Below are 17,056 nucleotides of genomic sequence, written 5' to 3' on the forward strand. Positions count from 1 at the left end.
CTCCTTTTCGATGTACCCATGTAACCAGTCTTCTGTCCGCTTTATTCGCATTTCGGGCAAAAGTTCGCTGAATGCGTACGAAACTGCAATCAAAGGTGACTCATAGCACCTCAAAGTGTTCATCTTGCAACAAAATGGAGACTCAAATGCAATGGGGCGGCGAGCCAACAAGGCCCGAATTTGGGGCAACGATAGACTGACGGGCGCGGAGTTTTCCGGATCGCACAGCCAAAACCCGGCGTGTGAATTCGTTTCATGGAAGTTCCCGGTCAGTGAAGGAGCGTAAACGTGGCATCGAACTCGGACTACACGGCGAGACATCTCTCCGTACTCGAGGGGCTCGAAGCCGTCCGTAAGCGGCCCGGTATGTATATCGGCTCCACGGACTCTCGCGGCCTCATGCACTGTCTCTGGGAAATCATCGACAACGCTGTTGATGAGGCCCTCGGCGGATACTGCCAGTCCATTAACATCATCTTGCACGCGGATGGATCCGTTGAAGTTCATGATGATGGCCGTGGCATCCCGATCGACATTGAACCCAAGACCGGACTGAGCGGCGTTGAAGTGGTCTTCACGAAGCTCCACGCCGGCGGCAAGTTCGGCGGCGGCTCCTACACCGCTTCCGGCGGTCTTCACGGTGTTGGCGCCAGCGTGGTCAACGCCCTGTCCACGCGCCTCGACGTGCAGGTGGATCGCGGCGGTAAGACCTACGGAATGTCCTTCCGCCGTGGCGAGCCAGGTCGCTTCAAGGATTCCGGCAAAGCGCGCCCAGACGCTCCGTTTGAGCCGTTTGAGAACCAGAGCGAACTCGATGTGGTGGGTCGTGCCAAGCGCGGCGTCACTGGTACTCGGGTGCGCTATTGGGCAGACCGCGACATCTTCACCAAGGACGCGGCGTTCATCCTCGCTGACCTCCAGGCCCGCGCTCGCCAGACGTCCTTCTTGGTTCCTGGCCTGCGCATCACCATTGATGATCAGCGCGCCAACGCGCCTGCAGATTTGCCGCGCCACGAGGAATTCCACCACGACGGGGGCATCTCAGAATTCGTCGAGTACTTAGCATCGGACACGCCAGTCACCGATACGTGGCGTTTCCACGGCTCGGGGACCTTCCACGAATCCGTGCCTGTCATGGACGAACATGGCCGCAGCAAGATCACGGACGTGGAACGAGTCTGCGAAGTAGACCTCGCGATGCGTTGGGGCATTGGCTACGACACCAACGTCAAGACGTTCGTCAACATCATCTCTACCCCTAAGGGTGGAACACACCAAGCTGGCTTCGAACAAGGTCTGCTCAAGATCATGCGTAAGGTCATCGAGCAAAACGCTCGGCGACTCAAAGCCGGCAATGACAAGATCGAAAAAGACGACGCGCTAGCCGGTCTGACCGCCGTGCTCACCGTTCGTCTTGCTGAGCCTCAGTTCGAGGGTCAGACCAAGGAAATTCTTGGCACCTCTGCCGTGCGAGCAATCGTTTCGCGCGTCGTGGAGCAAGAGCTCGGCGCCAAGCTCACCTCGAACAGCAAACACGACAAGACTCAAAGCGCTGTCCTGCTGGAAAAGGTCGTCAACGAAATGAAGTCGCGCATTTCAGCGCGCGTTCATAAGGAGACGCAGCGCCGAAAGACGGCTCTTGAATCGTCCACGCTTCCTAGCAAGTTGGCCGATTGCCGTTCCAACGATGTGGACCATTCCGAGCTGTTCATCGTGGAGGGTGACTCCGCGCTGGGTACCGCGAAGCTCGCGCGTTCTTCAGACTTCCAGGCGCTTTTGCCCATCCGCGGCAAGATCCTGAATGTTCAGAAGGCGTCCATTGGCGACATGCTCTCCAACGCCGAGTGTGCAGCGCTGATCCAGGTGGTCGGTGCAGGTTCAGGCCGTAGCTTTGACATCAGCCAAGCGCGCTACGGAAAGGTCATCTTGATGACGGACGCCGACGTCGACGGCGCTCACATCCGCACCCTGCTGCTGACCTTGTTCTTCCGGTACATGCGACCGATGGTGGAAGCTGGCCGCGTGTACGCAGCCGTGCCGCCGTTGCATCGCGTTGAAGTGATCAACCATGGCTCAACCGCCAACGAGATGGTCTACACCTACAGTGAGAAGGAACTTCACGTGGTGTTGGCGGATCTTGAAAAGCGGGGCAAGAAGTACAAGGAGCCTATCCAGCGCTACAAGGGTCTGGGCGAGATGGATGCGCAGCAGCTTGCTGAAACCACGATGGATCCGCGACACCGCACGTTGCGTCGCGTGAACATTGCGGATGCGCAGTCAGCTGAGCGAATCTTTGAACTGCTCATGGGCTCGGACGTAGCGCCTCGTAAGGACTTCATCATCACGGGTGCAGACCGAGTGGATCGCGACAGCATCGACGCCTAGGCGGCATTGGCCAATCGAGTCAGGAGGCGTTGAGCAAACGCGTCAAACGGCGCGAGTTGACCACTTCTTGAGGCATACCGGCGTCATCGCGCTCGGCCGAATTGGGGTGTCCGGCAATGGATCGCTCGAGGCGAGCTGCGTCGTCGTCCTCCGGGGAAATCTGACCGTCAGAGTACTGAATGGTTGCCGCCAGCGCGCGCAGCAAATCCGTGCGCGAGACTTCGCGAAGCGCGGCATCGTCGGCCAGCATTTCCATCAGTTCGCTCACCGCGGTACGCGCGAGGCGGGCGGTAGGGAGCCATGGCAACGAGCGATGCCAGGATTCAAAAGCCAAGATCAGCAGATCGTGGCGTTGGGTCAAGTGAGCGCGCTCGTGGGCTACGACGGCGGCAATCTCGTTGGAGCTGAGCGTGGAAATCAAACCGCGTGAGAGCACCGTGAGGGAGCGGCTGGAGCCTGGGACGCAATATGCAACGGGGGAGTCGTGGGGGATGACGAGTGCGTTAGGGGCGATGTCGCTCGGTTCGCTCAGGAGCGCCAGTAGATTGCGGTGACGCACACGCTTGCGAGAAATGCGGAACCACGTCATGACCAAGGTCAAAATCAAATGCAGGCCCAAGAAAACGCTGAACGCTAGAGCGAAGTGGCTCAGCGTCACCAACCAGACATTTGATTGAAGGCTACGGTTGACAAACGGCCATGCGCCGAACGTTAGACCCGCGCCGATCATGGTGATGCCACCGATCAAACCGACGGCTTGCCACGCCACCATTGCCAGTGCGGGAAAGCGGGACGGCCATTTCGCTCGAGAAAGTAGCACGGGAACAGGCCATGCAAGAGCGACAGCGATGGCGCCCATGATCGAGGCTGCGAGCAGCATAAGTGACTACGCTATGCGGATTCTTGGTTCAAGAGTCGACGGAGAGCTTCCGCGTCATCCGAAGACATGGTTCCCAAGAAGCGAGCAAGCACGGCTTCGCGGTCAACGGCCCGGTCAAAAGCCTGGCTCATGAGATCAGCGGTGTGCTCTTCGCGGGACTGAATGGCGCGGTAGCGGTGTGGTCGAACGTGGCGTTCGCGCGAGACGAATCCCTTTTTCTCCAGACGAGAGAGCACGGTCAGTACCGTGGTGACGGCCAACTCTTTGCCGTCAACGCCGGAAGACTGAGCGAGCGCGTCGCGAGCATCATTGGCTGTGAGAGAGCCGGAAGTAGCCCATAACAGGTCCATGATTGAGCGCTCGAGTTCACCGAGATTAGTCACACAAGTTCCTTAATGACATTCGATGGATGGCAGCGATTGGTGTAGCTGCCGCAATGTCTTCATCCATTTTAGCGTTATTTCGCCAATTGTTCTACAGTGGGTAGAAGTTGAGTTCTACGGGCTGTAGAACAACGACGTTCCCATTTTTTTCGCGAACTTTTGCCTGCGAATCGTTTCCTTGGAAAGGTCTGTTGATGGACCCCTTAGAGATTGCACGGTGGCAATTCGGTATCACCACCGTCTACCACTTCTTGATGGTGCCGCTCACCATTGGCCTCGGATTTGTGGTGGCTTGCCTGCAGACCGCGTGGGTGGTGAAGAAGAAGCCTGAATACCTCAGGATGACCAAATTCTGGGGCAAGCTTTTCCTCATCAACTTCATCATGGGTGTGGCCACCGGCATTGTGCAGGAGTTCCAGTTCGGCATGGCCTGGAGCGAATATTCGCGATTCGTGGGCGACGTCTTTGGTGCACCGCTTGCTATGGAAGCACTGTTGGCCTTCTTTGTGGAGTCCACGTTCTTGGGCCTCTGGATCTTCGGATGGAACCGACTCCCGAAGCTGGTTCACCTCGCGTGCATTTGGGCAGCCTCACTGGCAACCATCTTGTCCGCGTACTTCATCCTGGTTGCGAACTCATGGATGCAGCACCCGGTAGGTGTTGAGATTCAGGACGGACGCGCCGTCATGACCGATGCATGGGCGGTCTTCACCAACAACACGGCGCTCGTGACTTTCCCTCACACGATCTTTGGCGCCTTCGCTGTGGCCGGTGGCTTCCTCTTGGGTATCTCCTGGTACCACTTGTACCGTCGCCGCGCGGAGGGCATCGACACTGTGGACGCCGAAGGCCGCGTAGTAGTGGGTGAAGCCCCTAAACTCGGTGCAGCCCGCGACAAGACGGATTACAAAGTGTGGATCAAGTCCTTGCGGATCGGCGCAGTGGTGGCGATGGTCGCGTTCACGGGGGTTGCCTTCAGCGGTCACGCTCAAGCCCAGCTTATGATTCAGCAACAGCCGATGAAGATGGCCGCGGCTGAGGCCGCCTGTCACGATGGCACCGGCTTCTCTGTCCTCGCTGTGGGCGATCTCTCGGCTAAGGGCCAAACGGATTGCTCCAACATCGTGGCGGTCTTCGAGTTGCCTGGCTTGCTTTCCTTCTTGGCGCATGAAGACTTCACGACTCCTGTCCGCGGCGTGAACTCGCTCCTTCCTGAGTACCAGGAAAAGTACGGCACTCACTTGCCGAACGACCCCATCTACGGCGAGCGCGCTGGCGAAGAGATCAACTACTTGCCGGTCATGGAAGTGACGTACTGGGGCTTCCGCCTCATGATCACTTTTGGTGGCATGGCAGCTGTGGCCGCCGCGATCGCTCTGTGGACCACCCGCAAGGGCACGGTCTACAACAACAAGTGGATCTCCCGCCTCGCAGTGTTCGGCATCTTGGCGCCGTTCGCCGCCAACTCGGCCGGCTGGGTCTTTACCGAAATGGGTCGCCAGCCGTTCGTGGTAGCGCCGAACCCATCGATGTCCGGCGTGGATCAGGTGTTCATGTACACGGCCGCTGCTGTGTCACCCGGTGTGACAGCTGGAGAACTGCTGTTCTCGCTGATCGGGTTGGGTCTGATCTATCTGGTGCTCTTGGTAGTGGAGGTCAAGCTGTTGTTCCGCTACGTCCGCGGTGGCATTCCGTCCGCTATGCCTGAGCTGGCCCAGAAGTCTGGCTCGGAAGGCACGAAGAACAATGACGAACAGGACAACGATGTGCTGGCTTTCGCGTACTAATCGCGGCGCACAAGACACATCGGTTCAGGATTAGTTGAGGAATCAGTTATGGAATTTCTACCTACTCTGTGGTTCGTTGTTATCGCCGTGCTCTGGATTGGGTACCTCTTCCTTGAGGGGTTCGATCTCGGCGTAGGCATGTTGATGAGTACCTTTGCGAAGGATGAGCGTCAGCGCCGCGTCTTGCTGAACACCATTGGGCCGGTCTGGGACGGCAACGAAGTTTGGTTGTTGACCGCAGGTGGTGCCACCTTCGCCGCGTTCCCACATTGGTACGCATCCTTGTTCTCGGCGCTCTACATCCCGCTCACGCTCGTGTTGATGGGTCTCATCTTCCGAGCCGTCGCGATCGAGTACCGCGGTAAGGCTCACCGCGAAGCGACTCGGCGCTTGTGGACGGTGGCGCTTTCGGGTGGCTCCTTCGTGGCAGCGTTCGGTGTCGGCGCGATGTTGGCACTGACCACTACCGGCTTGCCCTTGAACGAGAACGGCGACCGCGTGGGCGGACCATTCGTATGGCTGAATGGTTACGCGGTCATGGGAGGAATTGCCGTAGTGGCGTTCTGCCTCATCCACGCGCTGGCGTTCGTCATGCTCAAGACGGACGGCGATCTTCGAGTGCGCGCTCGTAAGGTCTTGAGCGTCTGGTTGCCACTTGGACTATTGCCACTCGCCGCGTGGGCCATCCTCGTGGTGGTTCAGAACCAGAAGCTGCTCCCGTGGCTGGCTCTGGCCGTCGCCGTAGTGGCGCTGGTGGCAGCCTGGCTGCTGGTTCGCCGTAGCAAGGAAGGGCTGGCGTTCGTTTCCTTGGCCCTGTTCCTGGTGGCCGGTGCAGCCGCCATCTTCTGGGCTGCCTACCCTGTGGTGCTGCCGTCCACGCTGGACGCAGCATTCGATCTGACCATCGACAACGCATCTTCCAGCCCCTACACCCTGCAACTCATGAGCATCGTGGCTGCATTCGGTGTGCCACTCGTGCTGGCCTATCAGGGCTGGACCTACTGGGTGTTCCGCAAGCGCGTGAGCGAGCGGCACATTCCTGAGGCCCACGCCGTAGAACCCATTGTCGAAGTGCTTCAGAAAGCGAAGTGACTCCCACCCCGTGGCGGATGTAAAAGCGGACCAACTAGCGGACCTCGAAAAGGATCAGACTGCTGACGCGGCTAGCGCACAAATCGCACAAGAAGACGCCATCCGCGCTCGCGGCCGGTCAGTACAACGAGAACTCATGGCAAGACCCGATGTTCGTCGGGCAGCCGTAGCCCTCGGAGTGCTGGCCGTCCTCAAGGCGGCCGGACTGATTGGGCTGATGAGCGCATTGGCGCACGTGGTGGCCACGTTCGCTCGGCAGGAAATCCTCGACGTCACACCGACCCTGCTGATCGCCGCATGTGCAATTGCGGCGCAAGCGGTGTCGGCATTCGCGAGCCCTATTGTTGCCCGTCGCGCATCCACCACGGTGGCACAGGATCTTCGTACCCGCGTGCTCCAACGCCGCCTCAACTCCGGCCGCGTGAGTGAACCACAGTCGAACGCCGCCAACGTTGAGGGCAGCGAGACATCCGAACTTCCGCGCTCGGAAGGCGCCGAAATTGCTCTTGCCACCCGCGGCGTAGACGCACTCGATAAGTACTTCACTGACTACGTCCCAGCGTTCGTCTTCGCGCTGATCGTCCCCGCATTCGTCGGCGCGTGGATTCTGATCCAAGACTGGGTGAGCGCGCTCATCATTGCGCTGACCATTCCGTTGGTGCCGCTGTTCATGATCCTGATCGGCCGGCACACGGCGCAGCGCGTCGCTGAATCCGCCGAAGGACTCGCGCGCCTCTCGCACCACTTGATTGAGCTGGCTCGCGGCCTACCGGTGTTGGTCGGTATTCGACGCGCCGACACTCAGCGTGCCGCGCTCGAGGATGTGTCTCGGCAGTACCGCAAGACCACGATGGGCACGCTGCGCGCTGCTTTCACCTCGAGCTTCGCACTGGAACTGATCGCCACAATTTCGGTGGCCATCGTTGCGGTCTTCATCGGCGTCCGGTTGGTTCACGGTCAGATGACCCTTGAAGCCGGACTCGTCGCTCTCATGCTTGCCCCCGAATGCTTCGCCGCCTTCCGCAACGTCGGCGCCGCTTTTCACGCGAGCGAAGACGGAGCAGAAGCCTATGCTCGCGCCACGAGCCTTGCGGATCGTCCCATCGCTAATCGTTACCCCACTGTCGGCGAGCAGGGCACTATGCCGAGCGGCGTCGTCGTACGGGTCAAGAATCTGAGAATCCGCTACGCGCAACGATCCGCGCTTGCAGTGGGTCCCGTGAGCTTTGAAGTGCGAGCGGGGGAGTCGCTGGCGCTGTGGGGTGGCAGCGGCAGTGGAAAATCCTCGATCCTGCATGTGCTCGCCGGGCTCATTCGTGCAGACGGCGAGACGGACCTGGCCGGCGATGTCGAGATGGGGAACGCACACGTGCACTTCGCGGGGCAGTCCCCGCGGTTCGCGTTCACGAGGGTGCGAGAGGAGCTGGAGTTCTACGCGCAGCGCTCGCTGACCACACCAGAAATGACGACGGCCCTCCGACGTGCGGCCCTTGTCATTGACCCTGAACAAGCCATCAGCGAGTTGAGCCCAGGAGAGCAGCGTCGGGTGGCCATTGCCCGGTTGCTGGTACTTCACAACCAGCAGGGGAAGCCCGCGATGTATCTCTTGGATGAGCCCACCGCGCACCTCGATAAAAAGAGCGCGCACATTATTCGCGAACTCGTGGTGGAGCTGGCTTCTCAGGGCACCGTGGTTGCTGCGACCCACGACGCCCAGCTCGCCACAGCCCTCGGTGCCCAGTTCAACGTCGCCAACGGGGAGTTCATTGCGTTGCACGCTGCGGAGCTGCCAGCTTCTGAAGTAACCGCCGTAGACATCCCGAACCAACCCGCTCAGCAGCACTACGAGCCAGCCACAGAAAAAGGCGATGCCACCCCGAAGTTCCCGTGGCGCTCCCTGATGTCCACGCGATTCCTCCTTGGTTCCCTTTACGGCGCGCTCGCCGTCCTCGCAGCCGCTGCGCTGTCGGCAGTCTCCGGCTGGCTCATTGTGTACGCGTCCCAGCAGCCGCCGGTCATGTACCTGCTCGTGGCGATTGTGGGTGTGCGCTTCTTCGGCCTGTCCCGCTCGGTCCTCAAGTACCTCGAACGCTTGGCCATTCATGATGAGATCTTGCGATGGAGCGCCAACCTGCGCGTGAAGCTGTGGGACGCCCTCGCGAACAACATCGTCAACTGGAAGCGCCTGACTCATTCCGGCGCCGCAGCCGAACGGCTCATTGGCGACGTCGACGAGCTGCGGGACGTGCTCCCGCGTGCGGTCACGCCCGTGGCGTCGGCAGCCATCGCCGCCCTCGCGATGCTCATTGCCGTCGGCGTGCTGACGCCAAGCGCGCTACCAGCGGTGATCGGCTTTGTGGTTCTGGGCTTCATGGTCTTGCCGCTCGTGGTGTACCGCTCCGAGAAGAATTCGACCGCACAAGTCACCGCGTTCCGTACCCAGCTGATGGGTCGTTACGCCGCGATTCAGTCGGCCACACCGGAAATTTCGGCGAACGGTCTGGAGCGTCCCGCGACGGCCTACGTCGCCGGCGACCCGGACCGGGATTACCAAAATCAGCGCACTGCGGCGCGAGCTGACGGCGTGACGCAAGCTGGCGTCGTCGTACTTTCTGGACTGTTTGCCCTTGTCACCGCACTGTTGTGTGCCACGGCCAACGTGGATCCGCGGCTTGCGGCGCTCTCCACCCTCGTAGTGCTGGCGCTGGCCGAACCGCTCCAGCTTGCCGTCGATGCCATCCGGCATTGGCCAACCGTGCAATCCGTATGGTCCCGGACCGCGCCATTGCTGGCAGATTCCGCCCGAACCGTCGTCGCTGAAAGTGCCACCGCCGAGCGACCACGCGTGGACGGACTCACCGTCAACCGCCTCTCGGCGCGCTATCCCGGCATGAACCACTCCGTCTTCGCACCCGTCTCCGCGACGCTCGCACCGGGCGAATGGTGGACCGTGACCGGCCCGTCTGGCTCCGGAAAATCGACGCTCATTGCAGTGCTCCTCGGATTTTTGAAGTACGACGGCGGCCGCTACCTTCTGCAATCAAACGGCACGTGGGGCGAGCCTTACGCGGGAGACGCGAGTGGCTTGACGTCACTCGCGTGGTGTCCTCAAGAGGCCCACGTGTTCGATTCGACGCTGGCTGGAAACCTTGCCTTGGCACGGGAACGCGACGATGCACCAACGGAAGATGAGATGACCAGCGCGTTGGAGCGTGTGGGGCTGGGGCCGTGGCTCGCCGAGTTGCCTGCGGGGCTTCGGACGCGGACCGGCGCGCAGGGCAATCAGCTCTCCGGCGGGCAGCGGCAACGGTTGGCTGTGGCGCGTGCTTTGTTGGCGCACTCCAGCGTGGTGATCCTCGATGAGCCCACGGCGCACCTAGGGCACAACGAAGGACATCAGATGATCGCGAACCTGCGCGAACTCGACGAGAACCAGTTGTGGATCATGGTGACCCATGACGAATCACTGGCCGCAGCAGGGGACAAGCGCTCCGTACTCGGTGCGCCCGTTGCTGAACGTGTGAGCGCTAGTTAACAGCACCCAATACGTGTTCGAGGGCGAACTCCACCGTGGGGTGGCGGAACTGGAATCCGGTGTCCACGATCTTCGCGGCGGAGACTCGTTGGCTCGCGAACGCTAGCTCGTCCGCACCTTCGGCGCCCAGCAATAGTCGTGGACCGAACGACGGGGTGGGGATCTTCGCGGGACGGTGCAAGACCTTGCCCAATGTCTGAGCGAACTCATCACTCGTGACAGGTTCCGGGGCCACTGCGTTGAAGACGCCAAGGAGATCCGGCGTGAGCGCTGCGTGCGCGTACATGGAAATGAGATCGTCACGGCTGATCCAGGAGTACCAGGCGCCTTTCGACGTCGGTCCGCCGACTCCCGCCGCAAACAAAGGTAAGAGACGCGAGAGCAAGCCGCCATCGGGGGAGAGCACTAGGCCGGTTCGAAGGACCGTGACGCGGACAGTGTCAGAGGCTGCAGCGAGAGCCTCGGCCTCCCACTGAGCGCAGACCTCAGCCAAGAAGTCGTGGCCCGCTCCATGGGATTCGGTCAGCAACGCGGGATCAGTTTCGGCGCTCGAGATTTCGCCGTCGGGCTGTTCTTGATGCGGGTGCGCGCCATAGAAGCCAATAGCGGACGAAGCGATGAGCGCGCGTTTCTTGCCATCTGCCGAGGCCGCTTCGAGTGCACGAGCCACTGTGCGGGTTCCCTTGACGCGGGAATCCAGAATTTCTTGCTTGGCCTCGGCCGTGAAGCGCCCGCCGATTGGGTGCCCAGCGAGATGGATGATCACATCCACAGAGCGCACCACATCCAGATCCATGAATTCACGTTCCGGATCCCAATCGATGCCGCGTTTGAACTCATGGACGGTATGCCCGCCGCTTGTCAGGAGCGCCTTCAGCGGTGCACCCACGAAGCCGCTCGCGCCGGTGATGCCGATGCGCAATCGCGGCGAGTTCGCGTAACGTGCGTGGAACGCGAGGTCGTCGCACACCTGCCGCGTTCGGTAGGCAAACGTGCGGCGCAGCTCCTTTTCGAGAACGCCTTCAGGGAAGGACTTCAGCGCGGAAGGGAGGACCTCAGGAAGCTCGAAATCCACTACGTCCAGCAGCTGAGTCCCGCCATCTTGAGCGGTGAATCTGTGCGTGTGCACCCAAGACTTCATCGGACCGGACGTCATCTCATCTCGGAACATGCGCGGAGCATCCAGCGCCGTGTGCCGAGCAGTCCATGAGACCTCGGGACGCGTCCACCGCTTCGGCAAGCCAAAGCGCTTACCAATCGCTGCGACGGATTCACCCACAGCGCTCGCAGCCGTGCCGGTGATTCCAGGTGCCGCAATAAGCAGACGAGCCTCAGAACCTACCGCCAGGCCCGCCGGAGGTGCGGAGACAACGTGACCTCCAAACGGCGGAAACAGGCGCTGAAGTGCGCCTTCGCGCGCAAACCACGCGAAGACAGTTTCGGGATCTTGCTGGACAAAGGCACGGTGTTCAAAGTGAACCATGCCCTAACTCTCTCAGATTAAGCTCCGGTTCAACAGCGAGCCGCCTGAGTAAATCAGCGATCACTGCTTAGAACAGCGTGGATCCGTCCTCTTCTACTTCCGGGGTTCCTGAGAATGGCTTAGAGGACAACGGCGCTGCTCGCCCAACGCGGGCCTTGCTCGCTGTCGTGGGGCTTTCTTCGGAGCTCGGGCTCACAGTGGCTGCGCTGGCCGCTGAAGGCGCGACGGCGCTGGTTCCCGTGGCGTTCGCATCCTCGGTGTCCTCGCCGGGAGCGGCGAAGTCGGGGACGGCGGCGTCGTACGGGGGACCCACGATGTCAACCTTCTGGTTCAGCGGGACGCCAGAGCCGTCGCGCTTGCCAAATTCGGTGGGGAGCACGCGTGCCACGCCGGCTTCGCTCGACGCGAGAGCCGGACCGGGGCCCGCCCACGCGAGGCCGAGCTCGGTTTCGTTCTTGACGAAGCGATGCGAGCGGACGCCTGCCGTGGCGCGACCCTTGGCAGGGAAGTCAGCGAGCGGCGTGATCTTGGCGGAGGTAGCGCCGCCGGTGCCTTGAGCGATCGTGACGACTACCGACTCATCGCTCAGCGCATTGACGGCGCCGAAGAAGATGACCTGATCGCCGTCGCCAAGCTTGATGCCGGCCATGCCGCCTGCGGTGCGACCCTGCGGGCGAACCAAGCTCGCGGAGTAGTGCAGGAGCTGTGCGTTCTTCGTGACGAAGAGCAGCGAAGCGCTGTCCGGGGCGGGAGCCGCGTTGACGACTTCGTCGTTGTCCTTGAGGGTAATGGCCTCGAAGTCGTCGCGGTTGAGCGGGTAGTCAGGGATGACTCGCTTGACGACACCGTTCTTGGTGCCGATCGCGAAGACCTCTGTCAGGCTCACTAGAGCCACGATGCGTTCCGTTTTCGGTAGGGCCGCGAACTCGCTTGCCGTAACGCCGCTCGCGAGCGACGCGGACGAGGACGTGGGCGGCAGAACCGGCATGTCCACCACTTGGAGGCGAATAAGGCGACCCGTATTGGTGAGGGCGCCGATCTCTCCGCGAGCGCTCGTGGGGACGGCCGAGAGGATGACGTCATGGCGACCGCGCGGACCGTTGGACTGCAGCTCAGTGCGGTCCGGCGTGCGGGCGAGCAAGCCCGTGGCGGAGAGCAACGCGAAGCACGGGGTGTCCTCGACTTCGAGGGTCAACGGAGCCTTGGAACTGGTGCTGACCGGGTCCGGCATGATGGTGCCCTTGAGCGGCTTCGATTCCGCGCTCTTGAGCAGGACCGTGCGGCGTGGGGTCGCGAACTGGTTGGCGATCTCGGCGAGCTCGTTGGAGACCACTTCGCGAAGGAGCACGTCCGAAGCCAAGATTGACTCGAGCTCTTCGATGGCCTTCGTGAGTTCTTCTTGCTCTTTCTCCAGCTCAATGCGCGAGAACTTGGTGAGCTGGCGCAAGCGCAATTCGAGGATGTGGTTAGCCTGGACCTCCGTGAGGTCGAAGACCTGCATCAACCGTGCGCGGGCTGCTGCGGAGTCGTCCGAAGCACGAATGATCTGGATGACCTCGTCGATATCGACGATTGCGAGCAACAAACCTTCCACTAAGTGGAGGCGGTCCTTCTTCTTGCCCAAGCGGTAGCTGGTGCGGCGGCGGACCACCGTGATGCGGTGCTCCACATAGACCGTGAGCAGCTGAAGTAAGCCGAGGGTCTGGGGCTGGCCGTCCACGAGGGCCACGTTGTTGATGCCGAAGGAATCCTCGAGCGGCGTGAGCTTATAGAGCTGCTGGAGGACGGCGTTGGGGTTGAAACCGTTCTTGATCTCGATGACCAAGCGGAGGCCGTTCTTGCGGTCCGTTAGGTCGATGACGTCAGAAACGCCGGTCAGCTTCTTGGCGTTCGCCGCGTCCTTGATCTTCTCGATGACCTTTTCAGGACCCACGTTGTACGGAAGCTCAGTGACTACTAGGCCGGACTTGCGAGCGCTGATTTGCTCGAGTTCCACCTTGGCTCGCGTTTTGAAAGAGCCGCGGCCAGTCTCGTACGCATCCTTGATGCCGTCCAGCCCCACGATGATGCCGCCGGACGGAAGGTCCGGGCCGGGGATGAACTTCATGATGTCCGCCAACGTGGCGTCCGGGTGATCGATCAGGTGACGAGCCGCAGAAATCACTTCGCCCAAGTTGTGGGGCGCCATGTTGGTGGCCATACCCACGGCAATACCGGTGGTGCCGTTGACCAAGAGGTTCGGGAAGGCAGCCGGCAAGACCTCTGGCTGGGTCAGCTGGTTGTCATAGTTCGGTACGAAATCCACCACGTCTTCGTCGAGGAAGTCCGTCATCGCCATCGCGGCGGGGGCAAGCCTGGTCTCGGTGTAACGCGGTGCAGCCGGGCCGTCGTCGAGGGAACCGAAGTTTCCGTGGCCGTCGATGAGTGGCAAGCGAAGTGCGAAGGGCTGGGCCATGCGCACCATGGCGTCGTAAATGGCGGCATCGCCGTGAGGGTGCAACTTACCCATCACTTCGCCTACCACGCGGGCACTCTTGACGTGACCGCGGTCGGGACGAAGCCCCATGTCAGACATCATGTAGAGGATGCGGCGCTGTACTGGTTTGAGGCCGTCGCGAGCGTCTGGGAGCGCTCGCGAGTAGATCACCGAGTAGGCGTATTCGAGGAAGGACTCTTCCATTTCGGAAGTGACATCGATGTCAACAATGTGCTCGTCAAAGTCTTCCAGGGGAGTTTGGTTCTTGCCTCGAGGCATAAACTGCGTCAGTCCTTAGTGTTTCTAGCGCGCTCACCGAGCGTTTGGCTTAGGGTAAGAATATGGTGGATCGACAGAAAAGCCCCGGATATCCGGCGCATTGGGAAGCTGACGTCGTCCTTAAGGACGGTTCAACGGCACATATCCGCCCTATTGCACCCCAAGACGCCCCGGGACTTGAGGCTCTGCATGCGGGACAATCCGAGACTTCTATCTATCTACGCTTCTTTACTTACAAAGCGCGTTTGACAGATAAAGAGCTTAAGCGATTCACCGAAGTTGATCACAAAAGCCGAGTGGCACTGATCGTTGAGCGCTCGAACGCCATCATTGGCGTGGGTCGCTATGACCGTCTCGATGATCCCGAAGAAGCTGAAGTCGCTTTCAATATTTCTGACTCTTTCCAAGGCCAAGGTCTGGGTTCCATTCTCATTGAGCACCTGGCCGCGGCCGCTCGCGAAAATGGCATTGAACGCTTCACCGCTGAAGTCCTTCCTGAGAACCGGAAGATGATCACCGTTTTCAACGAGACCGGCTTTGACGTCAAGCGTCACTTCGATGACGGCGTGGTCATGGTGGAATTCCCGATTGACCCCACGGAGAAGTCCCGCGCCGTGATGGAATCGCGCGAACACCGTGCCGAGGCGAAGAGCCTCGTTGACCTGTTGAATCCGCGAAGCGTTGCCGTAATCGGCGCCAGTCGCGACTGGGGGACCGTGGGGTACTCCCTCATGGAACACATTGTGGACGGCGGCTTCCAAGGCCCCGTCTATGCCGTGAACCCTGAAGCGCTCGAGCTCGCCGGTACCTTCAGCTACTCCAAACTTTCCGAAGTCCCGGGTCCCGTGGACCTCGCAGTGGTCTCGGTTCCTCGCGATCAGATCCTGGGCGTTGCCGCAGATTGCGCCGCTGCGGGCGTGCGCGGTCTGCTGGTTGCCACTGCGGGCTTTGACGACGGCGGCTCCGGACTCGAAGTGCAGCGCGAGCTGGTGCGCGTGGCACGCGCCAACGGCATGCGCGTCATTGGCCCAGCCTCTTTGGGCATCATCAACACGGATCCCAAGGTTCGCCTCAATGCATCGATGGCACCCGGTCTGCCGCGCGAAGGCGGACTCGGTCTCTTCAGCCAGTCGGCTGCTATCGGCGCGATTCTGTACGCGGCCGCTAGCCGCACCGGCGTGGGCGTGTCCTCGATTGTGTCTGCAGGCAACCGAGCAGACCTCTCCGGTAACGACGCGATGCAGTACTGGGAGGATGACGAGCGCACCAAAGTGGTGGGCCTCTACCTCGAGTCCTTCGGTAACCCTCGTAAGTTCTCCCGCATCGCACGTCGCCTCTCGCAGAAGAAGCCCGTCATCGTGGCCAAGAGCGACGTCATGGGCCTGCGCTTGCCGCCAGGACACGAAGTGCGCACCACTCAGGCGCCGATCGGCGCGGTGGACGCGATGCTCGAGCAGTCCGGCGTCATCCGCGTGGGCACCTACGAACAACTGATGGACGTCGCTCAGATTATTGAGTCCCAGCCTCTGCCCGCCGGAAACGGCCTCGGCGTGCTCTCCAATTCGAGGGCTCTGGGACGCGTGGTTGCTGACAACGCGGAGACCAAGGGCTTCAACGTTCCTGTTCATGATCACGGCCTCACCATGACGGACGGCCTCACCCGATCCGTTCCGCGCCTCAAGCATCATCTGGACACGATTCTGGAACGCGAGGACGTGCACTCCGTCATCGTGACGCTGCTGCCAAGCCCCGGCATCACGGAGCACGCTGTTGCGGACGTTATTTCGAAGGCCGGCGAAGAGACCGGAAAGACCGTCATCGCGGTTTTCGCCGGAATCACTGACCCCACCATCCCCGTGGACGGACTCTTCGGAAACCTGCCCTCCTTCTCAAGCCCAGGCCGCGCCACCAACGCGCTCGCGCAAGTGGTCCACTATGTGGAGTGGCGTCGTCGTGATTTTGGAAGCTTCGCGGAACCAGACGACATCAACCTCAACAAAGCTGAGGACCTCGTGGATGAGTGGTCCCAGCGCGCGAATGACACCGAACTTGTCCAGCTCAGCGATGAAGCCGCGGCAGAGTTGTTGGCGTGCTACGGCATTCCGATGGTGCCTTCGGTCAAGTTTGAAAGTGAGGACGACGGCATAGCCGCCGCAAGCCAGCTCGGGTGGCCGGTAGTCCTCAAGACCCAGGATCCGTACTTGCGGCACCGCCTTGACCTCGGTGGCGTGCAATTGAATATTGCTGATGAAGGCTCCTTGCGCCACAGCATCCAGCGCATGAAGGAGCTCATGGAGCCCTATGGCGCCACGAACCTCGAAGTGCAGCGCATGGTGGACGCTGGTCAGGGCACCATCCTGCGCGCTATCGAGGACCCTCTCATGGGCCCTCTCGTGTCCTTCGGCCTCGCGGGAGACGCTGTGTTGCTCTTGGACGACTGGGCCCACGGCATCCCGCCGTTGTCTACAACGGATGTGTCTGAGTTTGTCCGCTCGCCGCAATCGGCACGGAAGCTCTTTGGTTATCAGGGACTGCCACCGGTCAATATTGATGAGCTCGAGAACATTGTGCGACGCGTGGCGATTTTGAAGGACAACCACCCTGAAGTGGCGCTCTTGGAAATCAACCCGCTCGTGGCGAGCGATCGCAGCATTAGCGTGCTCGCCGTAGACATTCGGGTGGCCGACGCGGGACGTCGCACAGACAGTGCGCGACGTGCAGTTTCGTTTAGCTAAGCGACTGTAGATCGTAGACTG

General features: G+C 61.0%; 9 protein-coding genes. 5 read left to right on the forward strand and 4 right to left on the reverse strand.

Annotated elements, in window-relative coordinates; translation table 11 throughout:
* The first annotated feature begins 288 nt into the window (after positions 1-288).
* A complete protein-coding gene (locus tag BKA12_RS01960) occupies positions 289-2,385 on the forward strand; it encodes a DNA gyrase subunit B (RefSeq protein WP_183640279.1) in 2,097 nt (698 codons plus the stop codon).
* A gap of 19 nt (positions 2,386-2,404) precedes the next feature.
* Here BKA12_RS01960 and BKA12_RS01965 read toward each other — a convergent pair whose 3' ends face one another.
* A complete protein-coding gene (locus BKA12_RS01965; protein ID WP_183640280.1) occupies positions 2,405-3,265 on the reverse strand; it encodes a M56 family metallopeptidase in 861 nt (286 codons plus the stop codon).
* Between the two features lie 11 nt (positions 3,266-3,276).
* Positions 3,277-3,648 carry a BlaI/MecI/CopY family transcriptional regulator gene (locus tag BKA12_RS01970; protein ID WP_183640282.1) on the reverse strand — a complete coding sequence of 124 codons (372 nt, stop codon included), beginning with the start codon at positions 3,646-3,648 and terminating at the stop codon, positions 3,277-3,279.
* A gap of 194 nt (positions 3,649-3,842) precedes the next feature.
* Here BKA12_RS01970 and BKA12_RS01975 point away from each other — a divergent pair, with 194 nt between their 5' ends.
* Genes BKA12_RS01975 through cydC form a run of 3 tightly spaced genes read left to right on the forward strand, consistent with a single transcriptional unit; the run spans position 3,843 to position 10,062 of the window.
* On the forward strand, positions 3,843-5,435 hold the full coding sequence (locus tag BKA12_RS01975; RefSeq protein ID WP_183640283.1) for a cytochrome ubiquinol oxidase subunit I: 1,593 nt from the start codon (positions 3,843-3,845) through the stop codon (positions 5,433-5,435).
* Between the two features lie 48 nt (positions 5,436-5,483).
* On the forward strand, positions 5,484-6,527 hold the full coding sequence (cydB, locus tag BKA12_RS01980; RefSeq protein ID WP_183640284.1) for a cytochrome d ubiquinol oxidase subunit II: 1,044 nt from the start codon (positions 5,484-5,486) through the stop codon (positions 6,525-6,527).
* Between the two features lie 10 nt (positions 6,528-6,537).
* A complete protein-coding gene (gene cydC / locus BKA12_RS01985) occupies positions 6,538-10,062 on the forward strand; it encodes a thiol reductant ABC exporter subunit CydC (RefSeq protein WP_183640285.1) in 3,525 nt (1,174 codons plus the stop codon).
* On the opposite strand, the gene BKA12_RS01990 is transcribed toward cydC, so the two are convergent.
* Both BKA12_RS01990 and BKA12_RS01995 read right to left on the reverse strand, forming a co-directional pair.
* On the reverse strand, positions 10,055-11,545 hold the full coding sequence (locus tag BKA12_RS01990; RefSeq protein WP_183640286.1) for a TIGR01777 family oxidoreductase: 1,491 nt from the start codon (positions 11,543-11,545) through the stop codon (positions 10,055-10,057). The two genes, cydC and BKA12_RS01990, sit on opposite strands and share 8 nt — an antisense overlap.
* A 67-nt stretch (positions 11,546-11,612) precedes the next feature.
* Positions 11,613-14,300 carry a DNA gyrase/topoisomerase IV subunit A gene (locus BKA12_RS01995; protein WP_183640287.1) on the reverse strand — a complete coding sequence of 896 codons (2,688 nt, stop codon included), beginning with the start codon at positions 14,298-14,300 and terminating at the stop codon, positions 11,613-11,615.
* Positions 14,301-14,362: 62 nt separating this feature from the next.
* Here BKA12_RS01995 and BKA12_RS02000 point away from each other — a divergent pair, with 62 nt between their 5' ends.
* Positions 14,363-17,035 (forward strand): bifunctional acetate--CoA ligase family protein/GNAT family N-acetyltransferase, encoded by a 2,673-nt coding sequence (locus BKA12_RS02000; protein WP_183640288.1) that lies wholly within the window; start codon positions 14,363-14,365, stop codon positions 17,033-17,035.
* Positions 17,036-17,056 lie beyond the last annotated feature (21 nt).

It is taken from the genome of Neomicrococcus lactis (genome assembly GCF_014200305.1).
Taxonomy (GTDB): Bacteria; Actinomycetota; Actinomycetes; order Actinomycetales; family Micrococcaceae; genus Neomicrococcus; species Neomicrococcus lactis.